At 72.3% G+C, this 19,266-nt stretch carries 22 protein-coding genes and 1 pseudogene; 12 read left to right on the top strand and 11 right to left on the bottom strand.

What is annotated here, in order from left to right; genetic code table 11:
* Positions 1 to 4: 4 nt before the first annotated feature.
* Positions 5 to 589 (bottom strand): hypothetical protein, encoded by a 585-nt coding sequence (locus tag KSF81_RS22270; RefSeq protein ID WP_217380820.1) that lies wholly within the window; start codon positions 587 to 589, stop codon positions 5 to 7.
* A 511-nt stretch (positions 590 to 1,100) separates the two neighbouring features.
* Here KSF81_RS22270 and KSF81_RS30340 point away from each other — a divergent pair.
* The 5 genes and pseudogenes from KSF81_RS30340 to KSF81_RS22295 all read left to right on the top strand — a co-directional run.
* Positions 1,101 to 1,682: pseudogene (locus KSF81_RS30340) on the top strand (Bug family tripartite tricarboxylate transporter substrate binding protein); the annotation flags it as partial.
* A gap of 28 nt (positions 1,683 to 1,710) precedes the next feature.
* Positions 1,711 to 2,055, top strand: a complete 345-nt coding sequence (locus KSF81_RS30345) for a tripartite tricarboxylate transporter substrate binding protein (RefSeq protein ID WP_254453692.1) — start codon at positions 1,711 to 1,713, stop codon at positions 2,053 to 2,055.
* A 738-nt stretch (positions 2,056 to 2,793) separates the two neighbouring features.
* Positions 2,794 to 3,597, top strand: coding sequence for a dienelactone hydrolase family protein (locus tag KSF81_RS22285; RefSeq protein WP_217380823.1), 804 nt, complete (start codon positions 2,794 to 2,796; stop codon positions 3,595 to 3,597).
* Complete coding sequence (locus KSF81_RS31650) at positions 3,594 to 4,421, top strand: MFS transporter (RefSeq protein ID WP_217380824.1); 828 nt, start codon at positions 3,594 to 3,596, stop codon at positions 4,419 to 4,421. Before KSF81_RS22285 ends, KSF81_RS31650 begins: the two co-directional genes overlap by 4 nt.
* Positions 4,349 to 4,927 (top strand): MFS transporter, encoded by a 579-nt coding sequence (locus KSF81_RS22295; RefSeq protein ID WP_309139650.1) that lies wholly within the window; start codon positions 4,349 to 4,351, stop codon positions 4,925 to 4,927. Before KSF81_RS31650 ends, KSF81_RS22295 begins: the two co-directional genes overlap by 73 nt.
* 107 nt (positions 4,928 to 5,034) lie before the next feature.
* Here KSF81_RS22295 and KSF81_RS22300 read toward each other — a convergent pair whose 3' ends face one another.
* From KSF81_RS22300 to KSF81_RS22330, 7 genes are all read right to left on the bottom strand, one after another.
* Positions 5,035 to 5,883 (bottom strand): (Fe-S)-binding protein, encoded by an 849-nt coding sequence (locus KSF81_RS22300; RefSeq protein ID WP_217380826.1) that lies wholly within the window; start codon positions 5,881 to 5,883, stop codon positions 5,035 to 5,037.
* A complete protein-coding gene (locus KSF81_RS22305; RefSeq protein ID WP_217380827.1) occupies positions 5,874 to 6,281 on the bottom strand; it encodes a 4Fe-4S dicluster domain-containing protein in 408 nt (135 codons plus the stop codon). Before KSF81_RS22305 ends, KSF81_RS22300 begins: the two co-directional genes overlap by 10 nt.
* A complete protein-coding gene (locus tag KSF81_RS22310; RefSeq protein WP_217380828.1) occupies positions 6,278 to 6,661 on the bottom strand; it encodes a RidA family protein in 384 nt (127 codons plus the stop codon). Before KSF81_RS22310 ends, KSF81_RS22305 begins: the two co-directional genes overlap by 4 nt.
* A gap of 26 nt (positions 6,662 to 6,687) precedes the next feature.
* Complete coding sequence (locus tag KSF81_RS22315; RefSeq protein ID WP_217380829.1) at positions 6,688 to 7,794, bottom strand: alanine racemase; 1,107 nt, start codon at positions 7,792 to 7,794, stop codon at positions 6,688 to 6,690.
* Between the two features lie 110 nt (positions 7,795 to 7,904).
* Positions 7,905 to 8,288: a DUF427 domain-containing protein gene (locus KSF81_RS22320; protein ID WP_217380830.1), complete on the bottom strand. Its 384-nt coding sequence runs from the start codon at positions 8,286 to 8,288 to the stop codon at positions 7,905 to 7,907.
* Between the two features lie 36 nt (positions 8,289 to 8,324).
* Positions 8,325 to 9,848: a M81 family metallopeptidase gene (locus KSF81_RS22325; RefSeq protein ID WP_217380831.1), complete on the bottom strand. Its 1,524-nt coding sequence runs from the start codon at positions 9,846 to 9,848 to the stop codon at positions 8,325 to 8,327.
* Positions 9,848 to 10,975 carry a pyridoxal-phosphate dependent enzyme gene (locus KSF81_RS22330; protein ID WP_217380832.1) on the bottom strand — a complete coding sequence of 376 codons (1,128 nt, stop codon included), beginning with the start codon at positions 10,973 to 10,975 and terminating at the stop codon, positions 9,848 to 9,850. The genes KSF81_RS22325 and KSF81_RS22330 overlap by 1 nt, the downstream gene beginning before the upstream one ends.
* 57 nt (positions 10,976 to 11,032) lie before the next feature.
* Here KSF81_RS22330 and KSF81_RS22335 point away from each other — a divergent pair, with 57 nt between their 5' ends.
* Both KSF81_RS22335 and KSF81_RS22340 read left to right on the top strand, forming a co-directional pair.
* The gene (locus KSF81_RS22335; protein WP_254453693.1) at positions 11,033 to 12,172 is read left to right on the top strand and encodes a M20/M25/M40 family metallo-hydrolase; all 1,140 of its coding nucleotides are present in this window, start codon (positions 11,033 to 11,035) and stop codon (positions 12,170 to 12,172) included.
* Between the two features lie 169 nt (positions 12,173 to 12,341).
* The gene (locus tag KSF81_RS22340; protein ID WP_217380833.1) at positions 12,342 to 13,052 is read left to right on the top strand and encodes a hypothetical protein; all 711 of its coding nucleotides are present in this window, start codon (positions 12,342 to 12,344) and stop codon (positions 13,050 to 13,052) included.
* A 26-nt stretch (positions 13,053 to 13,078) separates the two neighbouring features.
* Here the strand turns inward: KSF81_RS22340 and KSF81_RS22345 are convergent, their stop codons facing one another.
* On the bottom strand, positions 13,079 to 14,062 hold the full coding sequence (locus KSF81_RS22345) for a tripartite tricarboxylate transporter substrate binding protein (RefSeq protein WP_217380834.1): 984 nt from the start codon (positions 14,060 to 14,062) through the stop codon (positions 13,079 to 13,081).
* Positions 14,063 to 14,334: 272 nt separating this feature from the next.
* Here KSF81_RS22345 and KSF81_RS22350 point away from each other — a divergent pair, with 272 nt between their 5' ends.
* From KSF81_RS22350 to KSF81_RS22370, 5 genes are all read left to right on the top strand, one after another.
* Positions 14,335 to 15,306, top strand: coding sequence for a hypothetical protein (locus tag KSF81_RS22350; protein WP_217380835.1), 972 nt, complete (start codon positions 14,335 to 14,337; stop codon positions 15,304 to 15,306).
* Positions 15,303 to 15,656 (top strand): c-type cytochrome, encoded by a 354-nt coding sequence (locus tag KSF81_RS22355; RefSeq protein WP_217380836.1) that lies wholly within the window; start codon positions 15,303 to 15,305, stop codon positions 15,654 to 15,656. Before KSF81_RS22350 ends, KSF81_RS22355 begins: the two co-directional genes overlap by 4 nt.
* Before the next feature lie 54 nt (positions 15,657 to 15,710).
* Positions 15,711 to 16,070, top strand: coding sequence for a c-type cytochrome (locus KSF81_RS22360; RefSeq protein WP_217380837.1), 360 nt, complete (start codon positions 15,711 to 15,713; stop codon positions 16,068 to 16,070).
* Between the two features lie 265 nt (positions 16,071 to 16,335).
* Positions 16,336 to 17,058 carry an acetoacetyl-CoA reductase gene (phbB, locus tag KSF81_RS22365; protein ID WP_217380838.1) on the top strand — a complete coding sequence of 241 codons (723 nt, stop codon included), beginning with the start codon at positions 16,336 to 16,338 and terminating at the stop codon, positions 17,056 to 17,058.
* Positions 17,059 to 17,131: 73 nt separating this feature from the next.
* Entirely contained in the window at positions 17,132 to 17,377 is a 246-nt protein-coding gene (locus KSF81_RS22370; RefSeq protein WP_217380839.1) for a hypothetical protein, read from the top strand.
* Between the two features lie 74 nt (positions 17,378 to 17,451).
* On the opposite strand, the gene KSF81_RS22375 is transcribed toward KSF81_RS22370, so the two are convergent.
* Positions 17,452 to 18,078, bottom strand: a complete 627-nt coding sequence (locus KSF81_RS22375; protein WP_217380840.1) for a ChrR family anti-sigma-E factor — start codon at positions 18,076 to 18,078, stop codon at positions 17,452 to 17,454.
* Positions 18,075 to 18,722 (bottom strand): sigma-70 family RNA polymerase sigma factor, encoded by a 648-nt coding sequence (locus KSF81_RS22380; RefSeq protein ID WP_254453694.1) that lies wholly within the window; start codon positions 18,720 to 18,722, stop codon positions 18,075 to 18,077. The genes KSF81_RS22375 and KSF81_RS22380 overlap by 4 nt, the downstream gene beginning before the upstream one ends.
* Positions 18,723 to 19,266 lie beyond the last annotated feature (544 nt).

Consider the following 19,266-nt stretch of genomic DNA (forward strand, 5'->3'; position numbering starts at 1 on the left):
GCGCCTATTCGATGATGATCTCGCCGCGCATGCCGTGCTCGGCATGGCTGCGGCCATCCGCCGCCTTGACCTCGCAGCGGAGGTCGGTGAAGCGGCCCGCCTGCACCGGCACGAACCACCATTCGGCGGCGCAGCCGGGATAGACCTCGATCTCGCGGATGGCGCCCTTGAACTCGGCCATGACGCGGGGTTGCCCCGCCGCGTCCGGGCGCATCACCTGCACCTTGCGGGTCCAGATGCTGGCGGCGAAGCCCTCCGAGGTGAAGTAGTGCGGCTCCGGGCTGGGGTTGCGCAGCACCAGCCGGTAGAGCCGCCCGGTGCTGAAGCGCAGCCGCATCGGCCCGAAGACATGCCCGCCATCGGCATTGCCGAGTTCCACCACCATCTCGACAGGCGGCTGCCGCGAGAGGTCGCCGCCGGGCACGGCACCGCCCTGCCCGGCTGCCGGCCCCGAAACGAGGCCCACCGCCCCCGCCAGGCCGAAGCCCGCCATGCCCCGCCGCCCAAAGACGCCACCCTTGTTCGTGCCCAGCATCCCATGCCCGTCGCCCGCAAGGCTGAACAGGTCTTCAGTTGAAGAGATCGACATATTTTCCCTAGCAATTTCAATAGATTGCAGAGTATATGCAGGCGCAGGGCGCGGCAAGCCCGGCGCGAGCGGGCCGGCCGCATCCGCGGCGGCGATGCCGGTTCCGGTTGCCGCAGCGCCTCCGGCGCTTCGACTTCAGCGGCGTCAACGGGCTCTTTGCGTCGGCGCGGGTGCCGCAGCCTGTCCTGGAGCGCCTCACCGATGTCTCCCGCGCGGTGCCGGCCAATCCGGAAACGCTGCGCCGACTCCGCGCCATCCAGACCATCCCGGGCTATGAGGAGCCGGCCACCTTCCGCGCCTCGCTCGAGCGCAGCCTGCAGCAATGGACCGAGATGGCCGAGGCGCCCGCCGCGCAACCGGGCGCGGAAGAATGGGCCACCCCGGCTTGCCGCCCACCGCGCCCGCCCATAGCCTGGGGCCGAGAGCCGCGGCAGCGGCCACAGAACCTGTCTCGGGAGAGCACACCATGCGGCGTCGTCCACTGCTCGGCCTGGCGGCCGGCACCCTCGCCATGCCCGCCGTGCTGGCGCGTGCCCAAGGGGGAGCCCAGGGCACGGCCGGCGCCTACCCCGACCGGCCGATCCGCTTCATCGTGCCCTTCCCCGCCGGCGGCGCCACCGATACCTGGGCGCGCATCGCTGCCGAGGGCATGCAGCCCGAACTCGGCCAGACCATCGTCATCGACAACCGCGGCGGCGCCGGCAGCATGATTGGCACGGAAGCCGCGGCGAAGGCGGTGCCGGATGGCTACACGCTGCTCTTCACCATCACCACCTCCATCCAGTCCCCGGTGGTGCTGCGCCGCCATCCCTATGATTTCGTGAAGGATTTCGCCCCGATCGGGCAGCTCGGCTCCACCTCCATCACCTTCATGATCGGACCCAAGGTGCCGGCCGGGATCCGGACGCTGCAGGAGTTCATCGCCTGGGGGAAGGGCCGCGACCTCTCCTTCGGCGCCTATGCGCCGGGCTCGACGGGCCATGCCTTCGGCCTGCTGCTGGCCAAGGAAGCCGGGCTGAAGGCGGAAACCGTCTCCTACCGCGGCGAGGCGCCGATGGTGCAGGACCTGCTGGCCGGGCAGATCGATGGCGGCTTCCTCAGCATGGCCACGGCGGGGGGAGATGGTGAAGGTGGGGCGGTTCCGGCCGCTGGCAACCTCGGGCGACCGGCGCAGCCCGGCGCTGCCGGACACGCCGCTGCTGAAGGATCTGGGCTTCTCCGATCGCTTCGTCTTCGGCGGCTTCTCCGGCCTGCTGGCCCCGGCGCGGGTGCCGCAGCCGATCCTGGACAAGCTGGCGGCAGCCTTCCGCATCTCCGCGCAGAAGCCGGAGACGCATGAGCGCCTGCTGGCGCTGGATACCGTCCCGAGCTACCGGGACCCCGCCGCCTTCCGCGCCCAGATCGAGCGCAACCTCAAGGAATGGACGGAGATCGTCACGCAGCTCAACCTGACGGTCGATAGCTGAGACCACCCGCCGCCCGCATTCCAGGCAGGCACGCGTCATTTAGCACCGAGGCTGGACCCGGCGAAGCCCGGGAGCCGCCCGGTTGCCCATGTCGGCGGATTTCGCGCGAGGTTTCGTTGTATCTGCAGCCAAGGCGCCATGTCAGGTTCCGCGCCCTTCCGGAAACCATGGCAGGCGTCTGCTCCGCGAGTCCGGCTTCCTCAGCGTCATCCTCGCGCCGATCCATGACTGCGTGCTCGAATCCGCCCGCTGGCAGGAGGTGGTGGTCGGGCTCGCCGCGACGACGGTGAGGACGCATCTCTCGGGCCTGTTCCGCAGGACCCGCACCACGCGCTGGAATCACGAGTAGGCGAGCATGGCCGTCACCACAGTAGTTTCCTTCCGATGCAGGAGGCCGCGCTCTGTAGTCTCGTATGCAATCCCGGTTCGGCGTGGAGCTGCCCGCCGGCGCAACCAGTCTCCGCGGTAGGACAGCCGATGCTCCGCGCCCATCCAACCTGCTCTCCCTCACCCCTCCGGCTGCATCCCGCCGCGGCGCGGCCACCCCCGGGGACCGCACGGTCGCTTTCCATGGCGTGACCGGGACAGCGGCCCCGCCGGCCGGCCCCGGGCCGGCGGCCTGGCATGGATGCTCCGCGCGGCCTTCCTGACGATTCCAGGATGTGCGCGCGGTCACAGACCGCGCCGGATGCAGTCTCCAGAACCAGCCTCCGATCAGGCCCTTGGGGGAGAGCGTCGATGCCGCAGAGCTTGCCATTCCGGCCCGGGCCATGCCGCTGCGTCCTGGCCATGGCCATGGTCATCGCCACCATGCTGCCCGGCGGCTTGCTCCGCAGCGCCGACGCAGCCGAGCCGCAGGCGAACCCCGCCACGCAGACCGTCACCTTCGTCGCGCCATCGGTCATCGGCACGCTCACCCTGCCCCTGGCCGGCGACGGACGCCGCCTGCCCGCGGTGGTGCTGGTCCATGACGCGCTCGGACCCGACCCGCGCAGCGAGGGCTACATCGCGCAGCTCGGCGGCGCCGGCATCGCCGTGCTCGAATTGCTGTCGGATGAGGTTCTGCCGGCTCTGCCCCTGGCCGCCGAAGCCCTGGCCGCCGACCCGCGGATCGATGGCTCCAGGATCGGCGTGCTGGGATTCGGGGCGGGCGCCGCCGCGGCAGCGGCGGTGCGGGTGCCCTTCGCGGCGCGGGCGCTGCTGTATCCCGGCTGCGCCACCCTGCCGGCCCAGCTCCCGGCCCCGGCCAGGACACCCCTGCTGCTGCTGCATGGCGGCGCCGACCCGGCCAACCCTCCCGCGGCCTGCGCCGCGGCGGCCGTGGCCCTCGCGCGGGGTGGCGCGGCGGTGCGGCGGGTCGAATATGCGGGGGCCGGATTTGCCTGGGATCGCCCGGCCTACGGGCAGGAGGGGCGGTCGCTGCTGCCGGCACCGGGCAGCACGGAACGCATTCCGGCCGTCCCCTGGCCCGAACTGGCTGAATTCTCGGCGGCGCAGGTCGCCGGCTTCTTTGCCCTGGCGCTGCGGCCGGCGGGGCGATGAGCGATGACGCCGCGCCGCAAGGCGCCCCGCGCAGGGTGACAGCCGCGGCGGCCGTGGTGCAGGCCATTCCGGCGGTTCGCCGCCGCCTGCCGCGCGCCATCGCCTGGCCAAGGCAGCGCCCGCGCGCGCTGTTCCAGGGCTGGGCCGTGGTGGCCGGCGCATTCCTGGTGACGATGGTGGGCTACGGTGCCGCCTATTCCTTCGCCGCCTTCGCGCCGGATCTGGAGCAGGCTTTCGGCGCCTCCCACGCCTCCGTCAGCCTAGTCTACTCGCTCTGCGGCTTCACCGCCTTCACGGTCAGCGCCATCAGCGGCCCGATCGCGGACCGCATCGGCCCGCGCCTGCTCGCGGCCATGGGCATGCTCATGGTCGGGACCGGCCTCGTCTCGGCCGGCGGCGCCACCAGCTTCGCCGAGGTGCTGCTGTGCTATGGCCTGCTGATCGGCATCGGCATCGGCTTCGCCTATGTGCCGGCGATCGCGGCGGTGCAGCGGTGGTTCGTTGTCCGGCGCGGACTAGCCTCCGGCATCGCCGCCTGCGGCATCGGCGTCGGCACGGCGCTGGTGCCGCCGGCGGCCGCGCTATTGGCGCGCATCGGAGACTGGCGCACCGCCTTCGTGATCTCCGGCGTGCTGGCGGGGCTGGTTGGCCTCGGCGGCGCGCTGCTCCTGGCCCGCTCGCCGGAAAGCCGGGGCCTGCATCCGGATGGCGCGCGAGCCCCGCCCCCGTGCCGCCGCGGGATTGCGCCCCGGTGCGCGAGGTGCTGCGCAGCCCGGGCTTCGCCCGCCTCTATGGCGCCTGCTTCCTGGTATCGGTGCCGGTAGGCGTGCCCTTCGCGCATCTCGCCGCTTTCGCGGAGGCGCAAGGGGTGCCACGCGGCGAGGCGCTGTCGCTCCTCGGCCTGATCGGCCTCGGCTCCATCGGCGGCCGCTTCGTCCTCGGGGCGCTGGCGGACGAGGTGGGGCGGCGGCAAACCTTCCTCGGCTGCTGCTGGGGCGTGGCGGCCGCCACCCTCTGGTGGGCGGTGAGCGGAACGGGGCTTGGCATGGCGGTCTTCGCCCTGGCGTTCGGCGTGCTCTATGGCGGCTTCGTGGCGCTGCTTCCGGCCTTCGCCGTGGACATCTTCGGCCGTCGCGCCGCGGGGGCGGTGCTGGGGGCCCTCTATACCAGCCGTGGCCTCGCATTGCTCGTCGGGCCGCCTCTTGTCGCGGTCCTCGCCGCGCTGGGCCGGACCTCTGCCCTGCCCATTGGCGTCTGCGCCTGCGCGGGCGTAGCCGGCGCGCTGCTGATGAGCAGGGTGCGGCCTTCGCCTGGCGAGGCCACCGGCTGACCTGGTCGGGTGATCCCCTGTCCGGTTCCGAGACGCATCGGCCCGCCTCGTATCTTCGGCCCGATTCAGACCTCCGGGCCATGCGGCCCTGCGGTCATCGGCCCGCCTCACGCCGAGGGCGGCTTCCGCAGTTCCGGCTCCACCAGGCGGGTGAAGACCACCTCTCCCGCCGCCTCGATCCCTGCCGCGCCCACGGCGGCCCGCGGGTCGGGGGCGTTGCGCCAGGCCTTGTAGTCGTCCTTATAGGGCCAGCCCGCGGCCTCGGCCAGCAGGTGCACCCAGTTCACCACGCGGATCGGGTGAGTCTGCTCCAGCGCCACCGCCTCCCGGTGGCAGGAATGGAAGAGGGTGCAGAGCGTATCGGCGCCGCACTCCGCCATGGCCGCCAGCGCCGCCCGCTGCGCATCCGCCAGCGCGCCGGGCACGCCGACCAGGCCGGAACACATATGGCCCGGCGCCCGGCAGGGATGCTCCAGCACCGTGAGGCCGGGGATGAGGCGCAGCAGATCCGGCGCCAGAGTATTCACCGGCACCCGCGCATCGAAGCCGTGATGCGCATGCAGCAGCACCCGGGCCCGCACCGGATGCACCAGCAGCGGTCGCAGCCGCTCCCGCGCCGCATGCAGCACCTCGGAGACATGGGTGGTGGTGAAGGCGGTCGGCGTCACCGGCGCCATGACATCCTGCATGTTCATGTGGCAGGAGGGGCACCAGGTAATCACCTGGCCATGGCCGGCGGCGTTGAACTTCTCCACGGTGCGGCGGCCCATGCCCTCATTGATCCGGGCATTGGACTCCTTGGGCGAGCCGCAGCAATGCGCGGGGCCGCCGGCCGGCGCGGCCTGCACGCCCGCCACCTCCAGCAGCCGCGTGGTGAGGCGGATGATCTCGCCATGCCGCGCCATGTTGCAGCCGTACCAGAATGTCGCAGGCGCGGGGTGCATCGTCACAGCCATTGCGCCTGCTCCTCCTCGGTCATGGTGAGGCGTGCGAAGGCCTTCACCCGGGGCGAGAATTGCGTGTCCTCGCGCACCGGGATGCGCGGCGCCTCGCCCAGCGCGCCGCGCACGCGCATGCCGGCCAGGCGCAGCATGAGCGCGGCGTCGATGCGCTCCGGGCAGGCGGCGGTGCAGAGGCCGCTTTTCGTGCAGGCGCCGATCCAGGCCAGCGCCTCCGGCGTGCCCGGCCCGTCCCGCAGCACATCCCGCATGCCCGCCGCCACCGCGCCCGGCGCCGCGGCATCCACGCCGGCGGCATAGGGCGTCATCGGGCAGGCGCGGACGCATTCGCCGCAGGCGGAGCAGAGCGCCGCCAGCCGCGCGGATTCGCCGCGGATATGCTCGGCGAGACTCATGTCTTCGGGCTCCAGACCGCGACACCCTCGATCTCGATGCGGCTTGCCGTGGTGGTGGATTGCGCGCCGCCGACGCAGGTGCTGGCGGGCGGCGTGGCAAGCTCGGCGAAGGCGTGGCGGCGCGCCGCGTCGAAGCCGGCATAGTCGCGCATGTCGGCGAGCCAGGTATTCACCTTCAGCAGGTCCTGCAGCGAGGCGCCCTCGGCGGCCAGCGCCCGGCCGAGCCGCGCGAAGCACTCCGCCGCCTGCGCCTCCACGCCCTCCGCTTCCGCGGCGCTGCCGCGGGCAGTGACGCCGGAGCAGAAGATCAGCTTCGCGCCGCCCGGCAGCGGCACCACGCGGGCGGGGGAGAAGGCGGGCTTGCTGGGCGTGTCATTCATGCGACGTCTCCTGTTTGACCTGCTGGCTACCAGCCGTTCACCCGGTCCCAGACCGCGATGACCTCCTGCCCGCCCTCCACCACATGGTAGCGGTCATGCGCCGCGGCGGTGAGGCAGGTATGATTGGGCGCCACCCGCACCAGGGCGCCGATGGGCAGGCGCTCGAAGGGCAAGGGACCGTCGCCCTGCACCTCGCCATGCTCCTGATGCGTGCGCGTCAGGATGGCCTCGCCGAAGCTGCGCCTGCCCTCGCGGTCCAGCATCAGGCCGAAGCCGTAGTCCTTCGGCGCCTTTTCCGTGCTGCGGTCCTTGGAGAGCGCCAGCGCGCCTGCATCCAGCAGCACCGCGTTGCGCTCCGGCTTGCGGCCGATGACGCTGGCCAGCACCGTCACCGCGATGTCCTGGGCCGCATGGGTGCCGAGCTGCGCCTGGAACAGGTCGCCGAACATATAGACCCCGGCCCGCACCTCGGTGACGCCGGCCATGCTGCGCCCATGCAGCGCGGTCGGCGAGGAGCCGAGCGAGACGATCTCCACCCGATGCCCCGCCGCGCGCAGCCGTTCCGCCGCGCGCACCACGCCGGCGCGCTCCGTCTCCGCCACCGCCACCATGTCCTCGGCGCTGCGGCCGAGATAGCTGTGGCCGGCATGGGTAAGCACGCCCGCCAGGCGCGGGCCGAGCGCGGCGGCGATGGCGAGCAACGCGTCGCTTTCCGGCGTGACGCCGCCGCGGCCCTCGCCGATATCCACCTCGATCAGCGCCCGCAGCGGCCCGGGATGCGCGGCGATGGCGCGGGCGGACTCGGGATCATCGGTGATGACCTTCACCTCCGCGCCGGCTGCGTTCAGCGCGGCCACGGCATCCAGCTTCCGCGGCGTGATGCCCACGGCATAGATCTGGTCGCGCCAGCCGCCTTCCGCGAAGTAGCGCGCCTCGGCCAGGGTGCTGACCGTGATGGGGCCGCAATCCGGGGCGGCGAGCCGCGCCACCTCGCGGCTTTTCGCGGTTTTCAGGTGTGGCCGCAGCGTCAGGCCGGGGTGCCGCGCCACCGCCGCCGCCATGGCGGCCAGGTTGCGCTTCAGGATGCCGAGGTCGAGGACCAGGCAGGGGGTGGTAAGATCGTCGAGCGTCATGCGGGGGAGCCTAGCGCCGCTACGGCGGCGGCGCCAGGAAGCGGCCCTGCCGGCTCATCGCGCCCGATCCGCAGCGGGGAATTCACGGCATCCGGTGCCAGGCAAGGCACTCAACCTCCGTGCCGCTCCTCGATCGCATCGACGCGATCAGGGTAGAAGGCGACATGGTCCTTGATCGCGGCGACTGGTGCGAAGGGGGCTTCGTAGGTCCAGACGGCATTCGCGGACCGCTCACCGCCCAGCGGGATGCTGAAATAGGCGCAGTCGCCCTTGTAGGGGCAGTAGGTCGCGTGGTCCGTCCGCTTCAGCAGATCCATGTCGACATCCTGGCGCGGGATGTACTGCACCGGCGGATAGGAGGCTTCCCGCAGCGTCAGCGCCGCCCGGGTATCGGCGATGACGCGGCCCGCGATGGAGACGACGACCCGCGCCGGGTTCGGCTCGATCGCAATCGGATGATCGGGGGCGGGAATTTTGACCTGCCTGGCAGGCATGGCTTTGGCTTCCTTCATCGACGGTTTGGACCGGCCTCACCCTCTTCGCGGCAAGGCCCACCGCGTCTCCGCATCCAGCGGCAGCACCGGCCGCGGCAGCCGCGTGAAGGGAATGCGCGCCAGCACCGGCGTTGTCAGGCCCGGCGCATCCACCTCCACGATCCGCTCATGGCTGAAGAACTCGTCGAAGCCGCCGCGGAAATGCCCGCGCGACTTTACCACCACCGAACGCGCCGCGCCGATATCGAGGCCGAGATGCTCCAGGAAGGCCGGGTCAGCGCATTGCGTGCGGATGGAGATCACCACCACCGTGATCCCGCCCAGGCGCAGCGCCGCCGTCGGCCCAAGCTGCATCGCCGTGCCGGCGAAGATGCCGCGCCGCCCGGTGACCTGGCCATCGGAGAGCGCCACCACCTCCGCCTCGGCGGCGAAGGGGTGGCTGAAGGGGTCATCGGCGGCAAGCGTCCCCTGCGGCCGGTTGAAGCGCGCGGTGAAGCGGGCGCCAAGGCCCCGCTCATGCGCCTCGGCAGCCAGCAGCGGGTCGTGGATCACGCCGACCAGGCAGCCCTCCACCCCGGCGGCGTGGAAGGCTTCCAGGATGAACATGGTATTGCCCCTTCCGCCGCCGCCGGGGTTGTCCGCGACATCGGCAAAGGCCAGCGGCACCGGGCTCTCGCGGGCCAGCCGCACCGCCTCCGGCAGCGGCGTGAGGCTGGCGGTGAAGCGGGCGCGGCGCTCCCAGGCGGCTTCGGCCAGGGTATCGGCCAGCGCCTCGGCGGCCTCCGCCTCGGTGGCCGTCACCACCACCGCCAGGCCGTTGAAGGGCGTGTCGCCATAGGCGAAGCCGCCCATGACCGAGACGTTCAGGATGCGCTGGTCCTTCGCGGCCAGTTCCTGGCCGAGGTCGATCACCTCCGCATAGGGCCCCGCCGCCGTCAGCATGGAGACGGTGGGCGGCACGATCGGCAGGCGGCGCAGGGCCAGATGGGTCTTCAGGCCGCCCACCAGGCGCCGCAGGAGCTGCGCGCTCTCCGCGCCGCGCTCGCGCATGTCGAGATGCGGGTTGGTGCGGTAGCCCACGAAGGCATCGCAATCCCGCACCATGGCGTCGGAGACATTGGCATGCAGGTCGTAGCTGCACACCAGCGGCACCTCCGGCCCCAGCACCTCCCGCACCAGCGCCTGCACGGCGCCTTCCGGGTCGTCCAGCTCGGTGGTGAGGCCGGCGCCGTGCAGCACGCAATAGACCGCATCGACATGGCCGCGCAGCGCCTCCAGCCCGCGCCGCCAGTTCCGCATCATGGCCTCGAAGACCGCATGTTCCACCGGGCCGTTCGGCTCCGCCATGGCCAGCAGGATCGGACAGGGATGCCAGGGGCCGGCGGCGTCCATGTCGGTGACGAAGCCCGGCATCTCGCCCAGCGCGGCGGAGGAGTCGCTGCGGGCATCGGCGAGGATCGCCGGCCCCTCCAGCCAGCAGCGCGTGGTGAAATCCTGCTGCGTCGCCGGCGGGGCGAAGCGGTTGCACTCGATCGAGAAGCCCAGCAGCGCGACGCGCATCACAATGTCACTCCCAGAAGTTCCGCGATGCGCGGCGTGGACTTCAGCCCGGAGCCGGTCAGCACCACCACCGTCGTCTCCGCCGGGTTGATGCTGCCCGCCCGCAGCAGCCGACCGAAGGCGGCGGCGGCCTGGGCGGAGGTAGGCTCCACATAGACGCCGCCGCGCGCCAGTTCGAGCGTGGCGGCGCCGATCTCCTTCTCGCTCAGCATCACCGCGCCGCCCCCGCTCTCGCGCAGCGCCTCCAGGCATTCGGGCAGGCGGATCGGCTGCGCGATGGCGGTGCCCTCCGCGATGGTCGGCTCCGGCTCGGCATCGGGCGCGCCGAGGAAGGCGCGGGCGATCGGCGCGCAATGCGCCGGCTGCGCCGCGAAGAGGCGCGGCAGCCGGGCGATCTGCCCGGCGCGCAGCAGCTCCCCGAAGCCGATGCCGCAGCCCAGCACGTTCGACCCGGCGCCGCAGGGGATGATGACATTGTCCGGCGCCCGGAAGCCGAGATCCTCCCATAGCTCATAGGCCAGGGTCTTGGTGCCCTGCAGGAAGAAGGGGTGCCAGTTGTGGCTGGCATAGAAGATGTTCTCCGCCTCCCGCAGCGCCGCATCGGCGCAGTCCTGCCGGCTGCCGGGCACCAACTCGATCCCGGCGCCGGCTGCGCGGGACTGCACGGTCTTGGCCGGGGAGGTCGCGGCCGGGACCATGATCCTGGCCCGCATCCCGCCCGCTGCCGCATAGGCAGCGATGGCGGCGCCGCCATTGCCGGAACTGTCCTCCAGCACCTCGGTGATGCCCTGCGCCCGCAGCAGCGAGAGCATCACGCTGGCGCCGCGGTCCTTGAAGCTGCCGGTCGGCATGAACCATTCGCATTTCAGCAGCACCTCGGCCCCGGCGATGCGGCGCGGCACCAGCGGCGTGCAGCCCTCCCCCATGCTGATGAGGGCGGCATCCGGCAGCGCCGGCAGGGCGGCGCGGTAGCGCCAGAGGCTGCGCCGCTCCCGGTCGATATCGGCGGGGCCGATGCCGGGCAGGTCGGTCAGCAGCAGCGGCTCCTGCGCGGGCCCGCACCAGCGCGGCGGGTCGAGCGGCCAGGTCCGGCCGCTGCGGGGGTCGAGATAGGCGAGGGTTTCCATGGGTGGAGCCTTGCCGGGACGCGGCGAAAGGGCAAGTCTCCCCGGCATGGAGGAACCATGATGCCGGCCGATTCACGTCTCCAGGCTTCGCCCTCCGACGATCGAGCGGCGATCACCCGCCTCACCAGCGACCTCGTCGCCATCGACAGCCGTAGCAGCCTCTCGAACCTTCCCATCGCGGAGCGGATCGAGGCGGAACTCGCGGGGTTCGAGCTGGAGCGGCTGGACTATGCGGATGCGAATGGCGTGGCCAAGCGCGCCCTGGTGGCGCATCGCGGCCCGCCCGGCGGCCTGGCGCTCTCCGGCCATATGGATACCGTCCCCGATACCGGCTGGCAGGCCAATCCCTGGGAGCCGCGCCTCGATGCCGAGGGAGTGCTGCACGGGCTCGGCAGCGTCGACATGAAGGGGCCGCTGGCCGCCTGTATCCTGGCCGCCCGCGCCGTGCCGGCGCATGTGCCGGCGACCCTGCTCATCACCACGGATGAGGAAACCACCAAGGCGGGCGCCCGCGCCGTGGCGGGCAGCGCGCTGGCCCGGCGGCTCGGCCTCCGCGGCATCGTGGTGGCGGAGCCGACGGGGATGGTGCCGGTGCGCGGTCATCGCGCCTCCATCAACTTCATCATCCGCGCGCATGGGGTGCAGGCGCATTCCTCCACCGGCCAGGGGCGGAACGCCAATTGGGCGCTGATCCCCTTCCTGGTCGAGATGCAGGCGCTCGCCGCGCGGCTGCGGCAGGACCCCGCGCTGCATGATGCGGCCTATGACCCGCCCGCCCCCGACTTCAACCTGGTGCTGGACAACCACGGCACGGCGGTGAACGTGACCGTGCCGCTGGCCACCTGCCGCATAAAGTTCCGCTATAGCCGCAGCCTCGATCCGGCGCCGGTCCTGGCCGCGGTGCGCGACGCGGCGGAACGCGCCGGGCTCGAACTGGAGAAGACGGTGGAGGGCAACCCGCCCGAACTCGCCCCCGACCATCCGCTGGTCCGCCTGGCCTGCGAGTTGACCGGCCGCGCCGCCACCACCGTGCCCTTCGGCACCGATGCCTCGGAATTGCAGGCGCTGGCCCCTTGCCTGGTGCTCGGCCCCGGCGGGATCGGGACGGCGCATACCCCGCGCGAATGCGTGGCGGTGGCGGATCTCGCGGCGGCGGTGCCGATCTTCGCGCGGCTGCTGGAACGCGGCGCCGGGTGAGTGGCCCGGTCGCCCGAAGGCGAAGCCGGAGGGCGTGACCCGGCCCACAAGAGTCAAACCCCTCACGCCGCGCAACAGCCTGTCATGTAACGGCACGGGCAATGGCCCGGGCGCCACCCCATATCCAGGGGCGGCCCGCATCGAAGCCGCACCCCCAGGGAAGCGCACCATGTCCACCGCCCGATCGATCCCCGCCCTGACCGGCGCCCTTCTCGGCACCCTGGCGCTTGGCGCCTGCGCCGTCGTGCCGCCCACCGGCCCCACGGTCTTCGCCATGCCGCAGCAGGGCAAGGACCTCGGCCGCTTCCAGCAGGAGGATGTGGGGTGCCGCAACTATGCCAGCAGCCAGATCGGCTATGGCAGCCCGCAGCAGGCGGCCAACCAAGCGGCGGTGGGCAGTGCGGTGGCCGGCACCGCGCTCGGCGCCGCGGCGGGGGCGCTGATCGGCTCGGCGGGCGGCGCGGCGGGGGCCGGGGCAGCGGTGGGCGCCGGGGCGGGGCTGCTGGCCGGCTCAGCCATCGGCGCCAACAACGCGCAGACCTCCAGCTACGGGCTGCAGCAGCGCTACGACATGGCCTATGCCCAATGCATGGCCAGCACCGGCAACCAGGTGCAGGCCGCGATGGCACCGGCGGTGGGCTATGGGACCCCCTATGCCAATCCCTATTACGGGGCCTATCCCTATTACGGCGCCTACCCCTATTACGGCGCCTACCCCTATTATGGCGCCTATCCCTATTACGGCCCCAGCGTCTCGCTGGGCTTCGGCATCGGTGCCTTTCGCCGGCCGTATTATGGCGGATGGCACGGGGGCTGGCATGGCGGCGGCTGGCGGGGTGGTGGCTGGCACGGCGGCGGCTGGCACGGCGGGCGCCGATAGGCCGCCCGCCACGCCTCGGCCGCCCCCTATTCCAGCTTGATGTCGAGCTCCCGGAGCTTGGCGGCCCAGAAGGCGCTCTCCTCCCGCACCGCCGCGGCGAATTCCGCGCGCGGCCGCACCGGTGCCGGCTCCAGCCCGTCGGTTTCCAGCCGCTCCTGGGATTTCGGCGTGGCGACGGCGCGGCGGGCGGCTTGCTCCAGCCGGTCCATCTGCTCCGCCGGCACGCCGGCGGGCGCGAAGACGCCATGCCAGCCCTTGATGACCACGCCCGGCAGCCCGGCCTCAGCCAGGGTCGGCACCTCCGGCAGGGCGGCGATGCGGCTGTCCCCGGTAACGGCGAGCGCCCGCAGCCTGCCCTCCCGCACCAGCGGGATGGCGGGGGGCGGCGAGCTGAAATTCATCGTCACCCGCCCCGCCACCACATCCATCAGCGCCGGCGCGGTGCCGCGATAGGGCACGTGCTCCATCGAGAGCCCCGTGGCTTCCGAGAACAGCACCCCCGCCAGGTGGTTGGCATTGCCGACGCCGCCCGAGGAATAGGTGAGCTCGCCCCGCGGCCGGGTGCGGGCATAGGCGATCAGCTCCGCCAGGTTCTGCGCCGGCACGTCCGGATGCACCACCAGCACGTACTGGTAGGTGGAGACCTGCGCCACCGGCGCCAGCGCGGTGGCGAGGTCGATGCGGTCGCCACGCTGCATATGCGGGTTGACCGTGATGTTGGTGGAGACGGCGAAGAGCAGCGTGCTGCCATCCGGCCGCGCCCGCGCCACGCTGACCGAGCCGACATGCCCGGCGGCGCCGCCGCGGTTGTCCACCACCACGGTCTGGCCGATCTCGGGCGCGAAGACCTGGGCGAATTCCCGCCCGGTGATGTCGGTGCCGCCGCCCGCCGCATAGGGCACCACCAGGGTCAGCGGCCGCACCGGCTGCGCCCCGGCGCGGGCGGCCAGCGCCAGGCCGCCGAGCCCGGCCAGCGCCGCGCGGCGGGGGATGCGGGGGATCGTCGGCATGGCGGGCGCTCCATCTGGCTCTGCGACGCCGGCGTTACAGCCTCTCCCGGGCCGGGCGCAAGCCGGCCGGCGCCTGGCGGAGCAGGGAAGCGGCTGCTCGCGCAAAGGCGATGCCGGCGGGGCGGGCGCCGGGCGCCCTGACGGTGCCGCTGCGCCAGGAATTCGGCCCCGATCCCGGCGGGATGCGGCCGCAGGCCATCGTCTTCGAGGCGACCCCGGCCTAATCTTCCACCGGGCCGCCGGCCCCTGGACGGCACCAAGGGAGGACCACCATGCGACGCTTCCTGCCTGCCCTCGCACTGCTGCTGGTGCTGGCCGCCCCGGCCCCCTTCCCGGCCTTCGCGGGCGAGATCGCGCTGCGCTCCTTCACCCTGCCGCCGGGCGCCTATCCGCATGATGTCGCCGTCTCGGCCGATGGCACGGTCTGGTACACGGCGCAGCGCAGCGGCCAGCTCGGCCGGTTCGACCCGCGCACCGGCCAGGCGCGGCAGATCCCGCTGGGCGAGGGCTCGGCGCCGCATGGCGTCATCATCGGCCCGGACGGCGCGGCCTGGATCACCGATGGCGGGCTGAACGCCATCGTCCGGGTGGACCCGGTGACCGAGCAGGTCCGGACCTGGCGGCTGCCGGAGGAGACCGGCTACACCAACCTGAACACCGCCGCCTTCGACCGCCAGGGCCGCATCTGGTGGACCGGCCAGGCCGGCTTCTACGGCGTGCTGGAGCCGCAATCCGGGCAGATGCGGGTTTATCGCGCGCCGCGCGGCCGCGGCCCCTATGGCATCACCACGACGCCGGAGGGCCGGGTCTTCTACTGCTCCCTCGCCGGCAGCTTCATCGCCGAGATCGACCTCGCCACCGGGGAGAGCCGGGTGATCGAGCCGCCGACGCCGCGCCAGGGCGCCCGCCGGGTCTGGTCGGACAGCCGCGGCCGCATCTGGGTGAGTGAATGGAACAGCGGCAATCTCTCGGTGCACGACCCGAAGGACGGGTCCTGGCGGAGCTGGCGCCTGCCGGGTGAGAAGCCGCAGGCTTATGCGGTCTATGTGGACGAGGCGGACCGGGTCTGGGTGAGCGACTGGGGCAGCAATGCCGTGCTGCGCTTCGACCCCGCGACCGAGCGCTGGGACAGCGCCACCCTTCCCCGGCCTGGCGCCCGGGTGCGGCAGATCCTCGGCCGGCCGGGCGAGGTCTGGCTGCCGGAAAGCAGCACCGACCACTTGGCCATGGCCCCGACCCGGTGAGATGGCTGCTGCCGCTGGCGCTGCTGGCGGCCGGCGCGGCGCGGGCGCAGGACCCCGGCGAGCGCGACTTCCAGCGCTGCATCTCCTGCCATTCGGTCGCCGATCCCCTGGAGGAGGGGCTGCCCGGCCCGGGGCTGCGCGGCGTGTTCGGCCGCCGCGCCGCCAGCCAGCAGGGCTTCGCCTATTCCGAACCGCTGCGCCGCTCCGGCCTGGTCTGGGACCGGACGACGCTGGACCGCTTCCTGGCCGATCCCGAGGCGCTGGTCCCCGGCACGCTGATGGGGCTGCCGCCGCTCCGCGATGCCGCGCTGCGGCAGCGGATCATCGACTACCTGGCGCGCCAGGGCTGAAGCCTGGACCGCTGCGATGGTTGCGGTCCAGGCTGTGCCGGAAGGAGCCCATCCATGCAATGCAACAGCCTGCGCCTCGCCATCCTCGCGCTGCTCGCCGCGCCACTGCCCACCCTGGCCCAATCCACGGCCCAGAATCTCGCGCCTTCCGGCGTGCAGGCCGAGCAACTCGCCTATGGGCGCGTGGTGGCCGAGACCTGGTGCGCCAATTGCCATCTGGTCGGCCCGGCGGCGCGCGGCCCGGCCGGCGACGCGGCGCCGCCCTTCGCCGCCATCGCCGGCATGCCCTCCACCACGCAAATGTCACTTCGAGCCTTCCTGCAGACTCCGCATGCGCAGATGCCGGACTTCCGGCTGAGCAATGCCGAGCTGGATGGGGTGGTGGCCTATATCCTGAGCCTGCGGCGCCGCTGAGGCCCGGGGCGAAGCCGGCGCGCGAAGCGCGGCGGCTTGATCCGGCGCAATGACACCGGGCGGTATTGGCGCTTGATCCTGCCCGGCGATCCGGGCTGACCTGGGATCGGCCCCGACAGGGCGGGGCCGCCCGGAGGGCCGGGTGTAGCCATCCGGCCCTGACGGTGTTGAGACTGATCCGTCGAGGCCAGGATGGTCGCGCAGACGGGCGGGGCGCCGGCAAGTGTGCCCCGGAGACGCGATCCAACGGAGGAGGCAGGGAACAATGACACGTGTTGCATTGGTGACTGGCGGCCAGCGGGGCATCGGCGCCGCGATCAGCGAGGGGCTCAAGGCCGCCGGCCGCAAGGTGGTGGCGAGCTATGCCGGCAATGACGCGGCGGCCAAGGCCTTCACGGACCGCACCGGCATCCCCTGCTACAAATTCGACGTCGGCGATTTCGACCAGTGCGCCGAGGCGCTGAAGCGCATCGAGCAGGAGGTCGGCGTCGTCGAGATCCTGGTGAACAATGCCGGCATCACCCGCGACGGCACCATGAAGCGCATGTCGCGCGAGATGTGGGACAGCGTGATCGATACCAATCTCGGCTCCTGCTACAACATGTGCAAGCTCACCTGGGACGGCATGACGGCGCGCAAATTCGGGCGCATCGTCAATATCGGCTCGATCAACGGCCAAGCCGGGCAATATGGCCAGGTGAACTACGCCGCCGCCAAATCCGGCATCCATGGCTTCACCAAGGCCCTGGCCCAGGAAGGCGCGCGGGCGCAGATCACGGTGAACGCCATCGCCCCCGGCTATGTCGATACCGAGATGGTGCGCGCGGTGCCGCCCGACGTGCTGGAGAAGATCATCGCCCGCATCCCGATGGGCAGGCTCGGCCGTGCCGAGGACATCGCCCGCGGCGTCGTCTTCCTCACCGCCGACGATGCCGATTTCATCACCGGCTCCACCCTCTCCATCAATGGCGGGCAGCACATGTATTGATGGCGCGGGGTGTGGCGGCGGGAACATCCGTCGCCACACCCCGTTCTTCGCCTCTCAGGCAAGGGAGGCCGCGATGACCAGCAGCAAGCATCCGAAGGGGCCGGAGGACCGCAAGGCCGGGCTTGGCGGCAGCACGCCACGGCCGCCGGATGACCTGGACCGCAATCCCGGCATCGGCACCTCCAAGGGCGTGCATACCCGCACCGGCGTCGATCCCGAGAAGCTGGAAGGCGGGAATACCGCCGAAGGCGACGTGATGAACGACACCACGCCGCAGGGCGGGGTCGATCCCGACCAGCAGGGCCGCACCAACCGGTAGCATGCCTTTTGGGGCTTGCGCCCGAAGCGCCAGCGGCGGTCGACGCCTGGGCTTGTGGCGGAGCGGAGCAGGCTTCAGATGCGCGCCAGAGCCCCGAAGATGCGGCCGAGCAAGGCCCCGAAGCGTAGCCGCCCCTGGGTTGCGACCAGGCAGACGCAACCCTCCGGCCCCTCCGCCATCGGCCGGTGGCTCACCGCCTCCCCGACCTCGGCGAGGTCGCCCGGGCCGTAGCGGCCCGTCTCTTCCGCGAAGGCGCCCGCAAGCACCAGGGTCAGCTCCGTGCCGCGGTGCGAATGGCGCGGCAGCGCGGTGCCGGGCGCCACCCGCAGCAGCCGCAGCGTCCCTTCCTCCGGCGCGCGCAGCAGCACGGAATGCCGCAGGCCGGGCGCGAGCCAGCGCAGCCGCGGCTCGCCTGCTCCGGGCAGCGCCATCGGATGCTCCTGGCGGCCGGCGGCTTCGTCCAACCGGCCCATTGCCCGCTGCAGGGCGTCCGAGGCTAGCGGTGCCGGCGGCAGGCCCTCGAGCAGCGCGCCGCCCGCGGCCTCGGCCAGCCGGACCGTGGCGGAGCATTGCGCGCAGCGGTCGAGATGGGCCCCGACGACGAGCGCCGCGGCCTCCCAGAGAGTACCCGCGGCATGCGCCACCAGCGTCGCGTCGCTCGGGTGGTGCCGGATCGCCGTCGCTGCCGCCCCGCCGCTCATGACGCCTCCCCCCGTCCGAGCGCCGCCCGCAGCCGCGCCAGCGCCAGCCTCAGGCGAGCCTTGACCGTGCCGAGCGGTATGCTCAGCCCGCGCGCGATTTCGGCATGCGACCGATCCTCGAAATAGGCCAGGTCAAGCACCCGCGCCTGCTCCCGCGGCAGGGTGCGCAGGGCCTGGCGCAGCCTGGCCTCGCGCTGGGCCGCGGCGACCATCTCCTCGGCGCCGGGCACCGGGTCCGGCAGCCGTGCCATGGCCTCCGGGCCGGTGCCGGCAACCGGCACCGGAAGCCGGCCGCGGCGGCGGGCGTCGGCGCGCAGGTTCCGCGCGATCGTGAAGATCCAGGTTGCCGCCGCCGCCCTTCCGGGGTCGAAGAGGCCGGCCTTCCTCCAGACAAGGAGCATGGCTTCCTGCGCCATCTCCTCGGCCTCCGCGTTTCCTGCCCCCGAACGGAGGAAATAGGTCTTCAGCCGTGGCGCGAAATGCCCGAACAAGGCGACGAAAGCCGCGCGGTCGCGGCCTTGCGCCACCGCCACGACATGGTCCGAGAAGTCCGTCCCGCATCGCGGCATGCGTGGCGCCTCTGCATCCTCCGGCGCGCCCGGCATCAGGGCGCCGCCCGCGCGGCGAAACGCAACCCGGCGCATCGTGCGTCACGCTCCGCGCCGCTCCTCTCCTGGCACCACGTCCTCGGCTCACCGGCGCATCCACGCATGCATCCCACCACTCTACGCCGGCACCACCGGATTGGATCACGCCGAAGGGCCCGCATTCCCGGGGCGCGACCACCGGAACCTGTGCCCGACAACGCGCTGCGGTTCATCCGGGTCCGGGCCCGCGCCCGGAGCACCCGGTGGTCCGGGCCGAGGACGCGCATTTCCCCGCCGCAAGGCACGGCCCTCCCACACCTTGGCGCGAGGATGAGGTCCACAGGCCGCCGCGGTCCGTAATCCTCCGCATCGCAGGAGCAAGGGCGGGCGATGGATGGCAACCAGGCGGACGGGAATCCCGCCATCGGCAGGCCGCGCGATGGGAATGGAAGGGCTGCCGCGCTGCCAGGCGAGGCCACGGCAGCGCAGGGCGGCGATGGGCAACGGGCCGCGCATTGGGGTGACGGCCCCTACCTCCTGATGGTCGGTTGCGTGGCCGCAGCCGAGATCGCGGCGCTCCTGGCTTGGCTTGTCGCAACCT

The organism is Siccirubricoccus sp. G192 (genome assembly GCF_019084075.1).
Lineage (GTDB): Bacteria > Pseudomonadota > Alphaproteobacteria > Acetobacterales > Acetobacteraceae > G192.

Coding starts and splice junctions, on each gene's coding strand:
- KSF81_RS22270 (WP_217380820.1), bottom strand. CDS start 589: ATGTCGATCTCTTCAACTGAAGACCTGTTCAGCCTTGCGGGCGACGGG.
- KSF81_RS30345 (WP_254453692.1), top strand. CDS start 1,711: ATGGTGAAGGTGGGGCGGTTCCGGCCGCTGGCAACCTCGGGCGACCGG.
- KSF81_RS22285 (WP_217380823.1), top strand. CDS start 2,794: ATGCCGCAGAGCTTGCCATTCCGGCCCGGGCCATGCCGCTGCGTCCTG.
- KSF81_RS31650 (WP_217380824.1), top strand. CDS start 3,594: ATGAGCGATGACGCCGCGCCGCAAGGCGCCCCGCGCAGGGTGACAGCC.
- KSF81_RS22300 (WP_217380826.1), bottom strand. CDS start 5,883: ATGGCTGTGACGATGCACCCCGCGCCTGCGACATTCTGGTACGGCTGC.
- KSF81_RS22305 (WP_217380827.1), bottom strand. CDS start 6,281: ATGAGTCTCGCCGAGCATATCCGCGGCGAATCCGCGCGGCTGGCGGCG.
- KSF81_RS22310 (WP_217380828.1), bottom strand. CDS start 6,661: ATGAATGACACGCCCAGCAAGCCCGCCTTCTCCCCCGCCCGCGTGGTG.
- KSF81_RS22315 (WP_217380829.1), bottom strand. CDS start 7,794: ATGACGCTCGACGATCTTACCACCCCCTGCCTGGTCCTCGACCTCGGC.
- KSF81_RS22320 (WP_217380830.1), bottom strand. CDS start 8,288: ATGCCTGCCAGGCAGGTCAAAATTCCCGCCCCCGATCATCCGATTGCG.
- KSF81_RS22325 (WP_217380831.1), bottom strand. CDS start 9,848: ATGCGCGTCGCGCTGCTGGGCTTCTCGATCGAGTGCAACCGCTTCGCC.
- KSF81_RS22330 (WP_217380832.1), bottom strand. CDS start 10,975: ATGGAAACCCTCGCCTATCTCGACCCCCGCAGCGGCCGGACCTGGCCG.
- KSF81_RS22335 (WP_254453693.1), top strand. CDS start 11,033: ATGATGCCGGCCGATTCACGTCTCCAGGCTTCGCCCTCCGACGATCGA.
- KSF81_RS22340 (WP_217380833.1), top strand. CDS start 12,342: ATGTCCACCGCCCGATCGATCCCCGCCCTGACCGGCGCCCTTCTCGGC.
- KSF81_RS22345 (WP_217380834.1), bottom strand. CDS start 14,062: ATGCCGACGATCCCCCGCATCCCCCGCCGCGCGGCGCTGGCCGGGCTC.
- KSF81_RS22350 (WP_217380835.1), top strand. CDS start 14,335: ATGCGACGCTTCCTGCCTGCCCTCGCACTGCTGCTGGTGCTGGCCGCC.
- KSF81_RS22360 (WP_217380837.1), top strand. CDS start 15,711: ATGCAATGCAACAGCCTGCGCCTCGCCATCCTCGCGCTGCTCGCCGCG.
- phbB (WP_217380838.1), top strand. CDS start 16,336: ATGACACGTGTTGCATTGGTGACTGGCGGCCAGCGGGGCATCGGCGCC.
- KSF81_RS22370 (WP_217380839.1), top strand. CDS start 17,132: ATGACCAGCAGCAAGCATCCGAAGGGGCCGGAGGACCGCAAGGCCGGG.
- KSF81_RS22375 (WP_217380840.1), bottom strand. CDS start 18,078: ATGAGCGGCGGGGCGGCAGCGACGGCGATCCGGCACCACCCGAGCGAC.
- KSF81_RS22380 (WP_254453694.1), bottom strand. CDS start 18,722: ATGCGCCGGGTTGCGTTTCGCCGCGCGGGCGGCGCCCTGATGCCGGGC.